Genomic DNA, 9,332 nt, shown 5'->3' with positions numbered 1-9,332 from the left:
GCGACCTCCGTGCTCTTCCCTCTTTCCCTGCTCGACGCTCTTCCGATCTTGGCGGGTGTAATGGCTGGCGGGTGTACTGGCTGGCGGATGTACTGGCTGGCGGATGTACTGGCTGGCGGGTGTACTGGCTGGCGGATATCCGGTTGATGCCAGATGCAACTCCAAGAAATCAACCCAACCTCTCCACCAGCAAACATCCCCTGGAAATTGCACATCGCATATAACAGAAGTAATCCTTTCAATCTCCACCGAGGGAAACTCGTCATGATTCAAGCTACCTCTACAACAATGACTCTAGAGGAGTTTCTTGACTGGTATCCAGACGGCTACGGTCGCTTTGAACTACATAATGGAGTCGCTGTCGAAATGCAACCAACTGGAAGCCATTCACAGGTAGCGGGAGAACTTGCCATCGACTTAGCAATCAAAATTCATCGCTTACAACTTCCCTACTTCATTCCTCGACAATGTATCGTCACTATCGATTCCGACAACTCAGGCTATATCCCGGATGTCATCGTTCTCCATGAAAATGCCCTAGACTCCGAACCGATGTGGAAGAAACGTTCCACAATTACCAAGGGCGAAACAATACGCCTCATTATTGAAGTAGTCAGCACCAACTGGCAAGACGACTATTTAACTAAACTAGCGGAATACGAAAAGCTTGGAATTCCCGAATACTGGATTGTAGACTATCTCGGTTTGGGAGGTAGGCGCTACATTGGCAAACCGAAGCAACCCACAATTTCGGTTTATCAACTCGTTGATGGCGAGTATATCTTTAATCAGTTTAGAGAGAATGACCGTATTGAATCGCCCAAATTCCCAGAGTTGAATTTGACAGCCGCACAGATTTTTAAAGTAGGGCAATGATGAGGAGTTATGACTGAGATAGTGGCTAAACCCATCGACAAAGACAACACGCAGAGAAAATCGCCTTTTCTGTTGCATCTGGTATCGCTTCCAGTTAAAAAACCTAACCCCCCAGCCCCCTTCCCTTGCAGGGAAGGGGGAGCATTACTCCCCTCTCCTACCCCCCTTTTTAAGGGGGGCAAGGAGGGATCGAGAGGGGTTGGGGGAGAGGTTTTAGGCTTAGCGCTATTTATCGGCATTCTCTTATTATCAGAGTCCGTCGCTGCCACACCTGTACGATTCTCCCCCCTTGCCTCCCTTTTGAAGGGGGGTGCCGTAGGCAGGGGGATGGTGGGCTGGGGGGGACTCGAAACCTTGCCCAACAGCCAGCCGCCACCTCCCAAGACCCAACCCGCGCCGCAGCCGAACGAGCTTTCCTGGAAGGACTACAACTATATCGACAAGGAACAGCAGAATCTCTACGACAGGCAATTGCCAAATGGGAAGAGGCACTCCCCCTTTATAGAGCAGTCGGCGACAAAAAAGGGGAAGCTGTTACCCTCAATAACATCGGTGGAGTCTACTCCGCCTTAGGAGAAAAGCAAAAAGCCCTCTTGTTCTATAACCAATCCTTGCCCCTTGAGACGGGCGACTGGGGACAAAGCTGGGGAAGCTGTTACCCTCAATAACATCGGTGGAGTCTACTCCGCTTTAGGAGAAAAGCAAAAAGCCCTGGAATTTTACAATCAATCCTTGCCCTTGAGACGGGCGACTGGGGACAAAGCTGGGGAAGCTGTTACCCTCAATAACATCGGTGGAGTCTACTCCGCTTTAGGAGAAAAGCAAAAAGCCCTGGAATTTTACAATCAATCCTTGCCCTTGAGTCGGGCAACTGGGGACAAAGCTGGGGAAGCTGTTACCCTCTACAATTTCGCCTACCTGGAACGTAACCGAGGCAATCTTAACGAAGCTCTCACTCAGATGAAAGCAGCAATCAAAATCATTGAAGACCTCCGCACCAACGTAGCAAGCCAGCAACTCCGCGCCTCATACTTCGCCACTGTGCAGGATTATTACCAGTTCTACATCGACCTGCTAATGCAGTTGCACCTCACTAACCCCGACAAAGGATACGACGCTCTAGCACTGCAAGCTAGCGAACGCGCCAAGGCACGCAATCTCCTAGAACTCCTCACCGAAGCTAACGTTAACATTCGCTCTCGTGAAAACCCCGAATTAATCAAACAAGAGCGCACCTTACAACAGCAACTCAACGCCGCAGAACAAAGCCGGGTAAAACTCCTCGAAGGTTCCTACACAAACAAGCAGTTAGCCGAGATTAAAATACAAATTGAATCCTTCCTCAGCGAACTGGATGGAGTCCAAGCCGAAATCCGCCAGAAAAACCCCGCCTACGCAGCAATATCTCAACCCGCAGCCTTCACCCTCAATCTGCAACAAATTCAACAACAGGTACTCGACGACAATACCCTGTTGTTGGAATATTATTTAGGCGAAGAACGCAGCTATCTCTGGGCTGTCACCAAGACAAGCATCACCAGCTACGAACTCCCCAAACGCGCCGACATCAAAGCCGCAGCCGAGGAATTCTACAATCAACTCACATCAGAAACAGGCAGCCTCGAATCTGGCATAAAGTTGAGCCAGATGCTACTCTCTCCCGTTGCAAATCAACTCGGTAACAAACGCTTACTCATCGTCAGCGACGGCGCACTGCAATCAATTCCCTTCGCCGCACTGCCGATACCTGAAAACAATCAGGTGTCGCTTCTCCCCCAACCCCGCCCGGAAATCAATTTCCGAGCTAATAGCGAAAGTCCGTTAAAACGGACTGACTCCAAATCTCTAGTCGGTTTCAACCGACTTGAGATATTAGCCAGGGATTTCAATCCTTGGCGAGTGTCGCTTCTCCCCCAACCCCGCCCGGAAATCAATTTCCGGGCTAATAGCGCAAGTCCGTTAAAACGGACTAACTTTAAATCTCAAGTCGGTTTCAACCGACTTCAGCTTAAGCTGTGGGATTTCAATCCTTGGCGGGTGTCGCTTCTCCCCCAACCCCGCCCGGAAATCAATTTCCGGGCTAATAGCGCAAGTCCGTTAAAACGGACTAACTCGAAATCTCCAGTCGGTTTCAACCGACTTGAGATATTAGCCAGGGATTGAAATCCCTGGCGGGTGGTGGGTACGCAACAGGTGTCGGTTCTCCCTCAACCCCGCCCGGAAATCAATTTCCGGGCTAATAGCGAAAGTCCGTTAAAACGGACTAACTCGAAATCTCCAGTCGGTTTCAACCGACTTGAGATATTAGCCAGGGATTTCAATCCCTGGCGGGTGGTGGGTACGCAACAGCGGGTAACTCCCCTCCTCGTACAAAACGAAATCGTCTCTCTCCCCTCCGCCTCAACCATCAGCGTAATCCGCAACCAATTCAAAGGACGCGCCCCCGCCGCCAAAACAGTCGCCGTCTTAGCAGATCCCATCTTCACCACCGATGACCAGCGGTTGACATCCCAACCCCAGCCCAGCAACACTACAATTGCCACCGACGCGAAACGCTCTGCCGCAGAAGCCTGTCGCACCTCCGATCTCGAACGCCTTGAGTACAGCAGTAAAGAAGCCGAAGAAATTCTCACTCTTGTACCCGCTGCTCAACAACTCAAAGCCTTGGGTTTTAATGCTTCTCGCGCCACCGCCACCAGTCCCGATTTAGCTCAGTATCGCATGGTGCATTTCGCCACTCACGGCTGCATCAACGAAGAACATCCAGAATTATCCGGCTTGGTGCTATCGCTTTTTGATGAAAAAGGCAATCCCACCGATGGCTTCCTGCGTCTCCACGACATCTACAACCTCAATCTCCCCGCCGAACTCGTTGTCCTCAGCGCTTGCCAAACCGGACTCGGTAAAGATGTCAAAGGAGAAGGACTCGTTGGGTTGACACGCGGCTTTATGTATGCTGGCGCAAAGCGAGTGGCGGTAAGTTTGTGGCGCGTTAACGATACGGCAACTTCAAAGCTGATGGAGAAATACTACCAACAGATGCTAGACAAAGGACTAAATCCCGTAGCGGCGCTGAGAGCAGCACAACTGGAAATGTGGCAAACTGAGCAATGGAAAGCTCCCTATTACTGGGCGGCTTTTGTGGTGCAAGGCGAATGGAGATAAGAAAATATTGCGCGATCGCACATAAACTGGGTTGATTGAGGAAAGAATAACAAAAGCGCGATCGCATTTGTTATTCTCAATCCAGTTGACTCCAAGAGCGCGTTAAATTAGCTTAAAGAGCATTACTGAGCAATAAACTGACCGGCTACACTCTCGCAGTAGCCCAGCATTACAGAGGCGGATATGCCAAGAACGCAAAAAAACGATAATTTCATTGACAAAAGCTTCACGGTAATGGCGGATATAATCCTGAAAATCCTGCCTGCCAACAAGAAAGCAAAAGAAGCCTTCATCTACTACCGCGATGGTATGTCAGCGCAGGCAGATGGTGAATACGCCGAAGCTCTAGACAATTACAGGGAAGCCCTAACGCTAGAGGAAGACACTTACGATCGCAGCTATATCCTCTACAATATGGGACTAATATATGCCAGCAATGGGGATCACGAGCAGGCTTTGGAATACTACCACCAATCGCTTGACTGTAATCCCCGCCTGCCTCAAGCGTTGAATAATATCGCCGTTATTTACCACTTCCAAGGGGAAAAGATCAAGGAAGATGGAGATCCAGAAGCCGCTGAAGCTTTGTTTGATAAAGCAGCAGAGTATTGGAAACAAGCGATTAGCATGGCTCCTAATAACTACATCGAAGCCCAAAATTGGCTCAAAACGACTGGGCGATCTACGATGGATATCTTCTTTTAGGTAACAGGTAATAGGTAATCAAGAAAAGAGAAAAAATTACCTACTACCTACTATCAAATTACCAATCACCAATTAGCCATTACTACTGTTATGATTGACCGCGAACAAGTTCGCAAAGTTGCCCATCTGGCTCGTCTAGAACTGACTCCAGAGGAAGAAGCCCAATTTACGACCCAACTAGGCAGTATTTTGGAGTATTTTGAACAACTGAGCGAACTAGATGTCAGTGATGTGCAGCCCACAACACGGGCAATTGATGTCAGCAATGTGACACGCCCTGATGAACTACAACCCTACTCTAACCGGGAAGCTATTCTCACAGGTGCCCCGGAGCAAGAGGGTGACTTTTTCAAAGTGCCGCAAATTCTTAGTGCTGAGTGAGGTACTCCCCATATTTTGCACCTAAGACCGATGAATTTCAGGTGATAACCTGAGCCAATGAGTGTAAGGGCAATTCTCCTGGGGTTGCCCTTAATACTCTCAAAGGAGAAAGTTATGAGTTTAGGTATTTTGGTTGATGGAAAGTGGGTTAGCGAACGAGAACAAGAAGACTCCCAAGGAAAATTCATTCGCCCATCAACAACCTTCCGCAACAAAATTACAGCCGATGGTTCTAGTGGCTTTAAGGCTGAACCGGGTCGCTATCATCTCTATATTTCCTGGGCTTGTCCTTGGGCGCACCGAACCGCAATTATGCGCCAATTGAAGGGATTAGAAGATGTCATCAGCCTCTCGGTTGTGGCACCCGAAATCAAGCAAAATAGTTGGGAATTCTCGGACGAACCAGGTTGTATTCCCGATACGGTAAATAGGAGTCGCTATCTCTGGGAAGTCTATCTCAAAGCGGATTCTAATTACAATGGGCGAGTGACTGTCCCAGTTCTTTGGGATAAAGAAACTGCGACGATTGTGAATAATGAATCCCGCGAGATCATTCGGATGTTTGATACAGAATTCGATGATTTCGCGAAGTCAGATATGAATTTTTATCCAACAGAATTGCCAGAAGCGGTTGATAAGACGATTGATGCGATTTACCAACCGATTAATAATGGCGTTTATCGGGCGGGATTTGCGACTAGCCAAGCAGCCTACGATGAAGCGGTGACGGAACTATTCGATGCTCTCGATCGTTGGGAAAAGGTGTTAGAGGAGCAACGCTATCTGTGTGGGGAAAGCATCACCGAGGCAGATTGGTGTATGTTTACCACTCTCTTGCGCTTCGATGCCGTTTACTATGTCCACTTCAAGTGCAACTTACGCCGGATTGTGGATTATCCCAATCTCTGGAATTACCTCAAAGACCTCTACCAAGTGCCGGGGGTGAAGGAAACCTGCAACCTCGATCACATCAAACGGCATTACTACAAAAGCCACCCGAAAGTTAATCCTACCGGAATTGTTCCTAAAGGGCCGTTAATTGATTTTGAGGAACCTCATAACCGCGAACAGTTAACACGCAAAGTAGCAAACGCGATCGCTGTCTAGTTCCTCATTTAAAAAGCAAGGTGGACACTACCCACTTTGCTTTTTATAATACTAGGGTGAAAACGCAAATGCTGTAAGCATCTGAGCTTAAGCATCACCTGATAATCCCGATTAAGGATTGAAAGAAGTCAGGGTAAGAAATGGCAGCTGCTTCGGCACGCCCAATCGTGGTAGTGCCTTCTGCATTAAGGGCGGCAATTGCTAAACTCATGGCAATCCGATGGTCGGTATGACTATCAACATCAGTACCGATGAGGGGAGTGCCACCAGTAATTTCTAACCCATCGGGTCTTTCTGTAACCTTGGCACCCATGCGGTTGAGCTGAGATGCCATAACGGCAATGCGATCGCTTTCTTTTACCCGCAACTCTGCTGCATCTCGAATTACAGTAGTTCCTTGGGCAAACACTGCCGCCACTGCCAAAATCGGAATTTCATCAATTAGTTGGGGAATTAATTCGCCAGCAATTTCACACGCCTTGAGGGCACTGGAACGTACCCGCAAATCTGCCACAGGTTCACCCGCGACAACCCGCTGATTTTCCATCTGAATGTCAGCGCCCATCCTCTCCAGAGCTTCCAGAATGCCGGTGCGGGTGGGATTGATCCCTACATTTTCAACACACAACTCCGAACCCGGTACAATCGCCCCAGCGACCAGCCAAAAGGCAGCTGAGCTGATATCCCCCGGCACAATCACTGGCTGCCCTTGTAGCTTGGCTGAGCCAGTAATGGTGACGCTATTGGTTTGTGGATCGATGCTGAGTTCTGCCCCAAAAGCTCTGAGCATCCGTTCGCTGTGGTCGCGGGAGAGGGCGGGTTCGGTAACGGTAGTTTGTCCTTCCACCATCAATCCAGCTAGGAGAATACAAGATTTGACTTGTGCTGAGGCAATCGGGGAGTGATAGTGAATCGGTCGCAGTTGCTGTCCTTGAATTGCCAGGGGTGCTAAAGAACCGTCCTGCCGTCCCCAAATTTGAGCGCCCATCTCTTGTAACGGTTTGACAACGCGGGACATCGGGCGCGATCGCAGCGAGCTATCCCCCGTCACCGCAAAAAAACGTCCCGGATGAGAGGCTAGAAGCCCCAGCATCAGCCGCAAGGTAGTACCTGAGTTACCGGCGTCCAAGACTGAGGTCGGTTCTTGCAGGCAGCCGAGTCCGATGCCCTGAATTCGCACCATTTCCGGATTCAGTTCCGAAATTTCGGCACCCATCGCCCGAAAACAGCTAGCAGTGCTGCGGGGATCTTCCCCCAAGAGGAGTCCCTGAATGGTAGTTTCTCCTTGGGCGATCGCTCCCAACATCAAAGCCCGGTGGGAGATAGATTTATCTCCTGGCACCCGAATACGCCCCTGCAAGGATAGCCCTGATGCGGGATTTTGAATGATTAAACGATCCTGATTTTCAGTGTTTTTTAGCGTGACAACTGCGGCTGGCATGGAGATGGATTAGGATGAAGTTGCAAATAGTGATTCTACCAATTGGTGACGCTGGCGATGGCACTGGAGCTAGTACCCACTTCAGATCCCGATCGCTACTTTTGAAAGCCTATTCCTATCTTCTTTTTACCCTTGCCCTTAGATTTTGATTTGTTAACCTCTACCAGCGCTTCCTGAAACAAATTATGTAAATGCACTGGTACACTGGCAATCTCCGGTAAATCAGGCTCTATCGGCTTGTTATATTCTTGCAGTAAAGCGTCTAAATCGCGGTCAATTTTCAATTCTGGACGCTGTAATACTGTTTTCAACAGCTTTTCCATTTGGGCTGGATAAGTTTCCGCTAAGCGATGCCAAATGAAGGCATTAATCGTCGAGTCTTCTAAATACTGGCAAACCAGCTTCTCAGTATTTTCGATGTTGTTCTGCCAGTCTTCTACTTCTAGCATTGCCTTGAACCGGCTGTACGCAGGCAGAAACATTTGACCCCAACGAGGATGGGTGAGAGCTGTTAGCTGTTCGGCTTTCTTGAGATTTGCAGGCAACTCAACTTTAGGCGTTACCATTCTAGTTGGGTTTTTGCTGTCAAACATCTGAGCGATCGCTTTTGAATCGGCACCGGATTCTTCTGCGGCTGCTTTCATTTCCTCTTGTGTAACCCCAGCTTCTGCGGCTATTTGCGAGAGCGATTTATTTTCATCAATGCCTGCCGCTGCTAAGCGTTTCTTAGTCAGTACTTCCTGAAATTCTTCTATCTTCTTATTCATCTGGTACCCAGGCATTACGACTTCATCGCTACCAAAAAAGCCCAGAAAATCTTGGTGATATTGTTCTACTGATTGCCACGCCAGTTCTAGAAGTTCTGGGGCATCGCTATAAAGCGATTTCTTGTAATTTTCCTTAAAATTTCCGATTGCTACCGCCAGCTTGGGTTTTCCTAATCTCCCCATTGGGATACAAGGACCAGAAAACATCCAGACGTTATCGGTTACGGGTGCAATGCGAGTGAGTAAAATTTCTCCCTCTTTAAACCGTTTCATCTCCTGCAACGTTAGAAGATTGTTTGGCTTGACGATGTAGTGCTTAGCTGTCAGCCAGTTCATCAACTCAAAGCCATCCGGTAATACTTGGAGCGTCGCAAACAAACCAATGAAGCTGCACCGCCAGCTACTGACTAAGTTGCGATCGTTTTCGGACAATTCTGGCTGGCTCTCCAGAAACAAATCCAAAACGTTTTTATCACCTATTTTTCCTTCAGTCAAGAAGGTATCAATTATTAGGTCTCTTTGAGCAATATCTTGACGCTCTCGATGTGACTGAGCAGCTGCATAGGCTTCTAGCGATTGTGCTAGCTCTCCTTCCGCCTCCAGGACAAACTCAATCAAGGCTTGCTTTAATTCGTGCGATCGCTCTAATATGGCATCCACAGCTCAATCTCTCGTTCAACAATTCTACGTTAAAGGTTATTCAAGAAATTGAGCAAATGCAACAAAGCTCTCTTGCATAATTATGTAAGAGAGCTTTGTAGATAATTAACCTGGCACTGAGCTATTTTCCCAGGCAGTCACCCGCCGAGTATCTTCGCCGCAGTTGCGTTTCACCTCCGAGTTCGGGATGGAGTCGGTGTGGTTCCACAACGCTAGTAGCACCAGGAAAG

General features: G+C 48.6%; 9 protein-coding genes, 1 rRNA gene and 1 pseudogene. 8 read left to right on the top strand and 3 right to left on the bottom strand.

From position 1 onward, the window contains the following. The 8 genes and pseudogenes from AC2VDX_RS11945 to AC2VDX_RS11910 form a co-directional block, all read left to right on the top strand. Window positions 1–224: hypothetical protein (locus AC2VDX_RS11945; RefSeq protein WP_486928163.1), on the top strand; the 224-nt coding region annotated here is incomplete at its 5' end. Between the two features lie 40 nt (window positions 225–264). After that, on the top strand, window positions 265–876 hold the full coding sequence (locus AC2VDX_RS11940) for a Uma2 family endonuclease (RefSeq protein WP_378178457.1): 612 nt from the start codon (window positions 265–267) through the stop codon (window positions 874–876). Between the two features lie 9 nt (window positions 877–885). Then, on the top strand, window positions 886–1,449 hold the full coding sequence (locus tag AC2VDX_RS11935; RefSeq protein WP_486928162.1) for a hypothetical protein: 564 nt from the start codon (window positions 886–888) through the stop codon (window positions 1,447–1,449). Then, window positions 1,338–2,625: pseudogene (locus AC2VDX_RS11930) on the top strand (tetratricopeptide repeat protein); the annotation flags it as partial. The gene AC2VDX_RS11935 and the pseudogene AC2VDX_RS11930, both read left to right, overlap by 112 nt. 429 nt (window positions 2,626–3,054) lie before the next feature. Next, window positions 3,055–4,041: a CHAT domain-containing protein gene (locus AC2VDX_RS11925; RefSeq protein ID WP_486928161.1), complete on the top strand. Its 987-nt coding sequence runs from the start codon at window positions 3,055–3,057 to the stop codon at window positions 4,039–4,041. 183 nt (window positions 4,042–4,224) lie between these two features. Next, complete coding sequence (locus AC2VDX_RS11920; protein WP_378178450.1) at window positions 4,225–4,746, top strand: photosystem I assembly protein Ycf3; 522 nt, start codon at window positions 4,225–4,227, stop codon at window positions 4,744–4,746. Window positions 4,747–4,836: 90 nt separating this feature from the next. Further along, a complete protein-coding gene (gene gatC, locus AC2VDX_RS11915) occupies window positions 4,837–5,127 on the top strand; it encodes an Asp-tRNA(Asn)/Glu-tRNA(Gln) amidotransferase subunit GatC (protein ID WP_378178447.1) in 291 nt (96 codons plus the stop codon). 114 nt (window positions 5,128–5,241) lie between these two features. Further along, window positions 5,242–6,234 carry a glutathione S-transferase family protein gene (locus AC2VDX_RS11910; RefSeq protein WP_378178444.1) on the top strand — a complete coding sequence of 331 codons (993 nt, stop codon included), beginning with the start codon at window positions 5,242–5,244 and terminating at the stop codon, window positions 6,232–6,234. Window positions 6,235–6,328: 94 nt separating this feature from the next. Here the strand turns inward: AC2VDX_RS11910 and aroA are convergent, their stop codons facing one another. The 3 genes from aroA to rrf all read right to left on the bottom strand — a co-directional run bounded on the left by aroA (window position 6,329) and on the right by rrf (window position 9,328). Further along, the gene (gene aroA, locus AC2VDX_RS11905) at window positions 6,329–7,675 is read right to left on the bottom strand and encodes a 3-phosphoshikimate 1-carboxyvinyltransferase (RefSeq protein WP_378178441.1); all 1,347 of its coding nucleotides are present in this window, start codon (window positions 7,673–7,675) and stop codon (window positions 6,329–6,331) included. A 95-nt stretch (window positions 7,676–7,770) separates the two neighbouring features. Next, entirely contained in the window at window positions 7,771–9,102 is a 1,332-nt protein-coding gene (locus AC2VDX_RS11900; protein WP_378178438.1) for a hypothetical protein, read from the bottom strand. Window positions 9,103–9,210: 108 nt separating this feature from the next. Beyond that, window positions 9,211–9,328: ribosomal RNA gene (gene rrf, locus AC2VDX_RS11895) — 5S ribosomal RNA — on the bottom strand. Window positions 9,329–9,332 lie beyond the last annotated feature (4 nt).

Source organism: Coleofasciculus sp. H7-1, from assembly GCF_057473865.1.
Note: the sequence above shows the minus strand (reverse complement) of the source record. Positions and strands in the feature narration are given on the sequence as shown.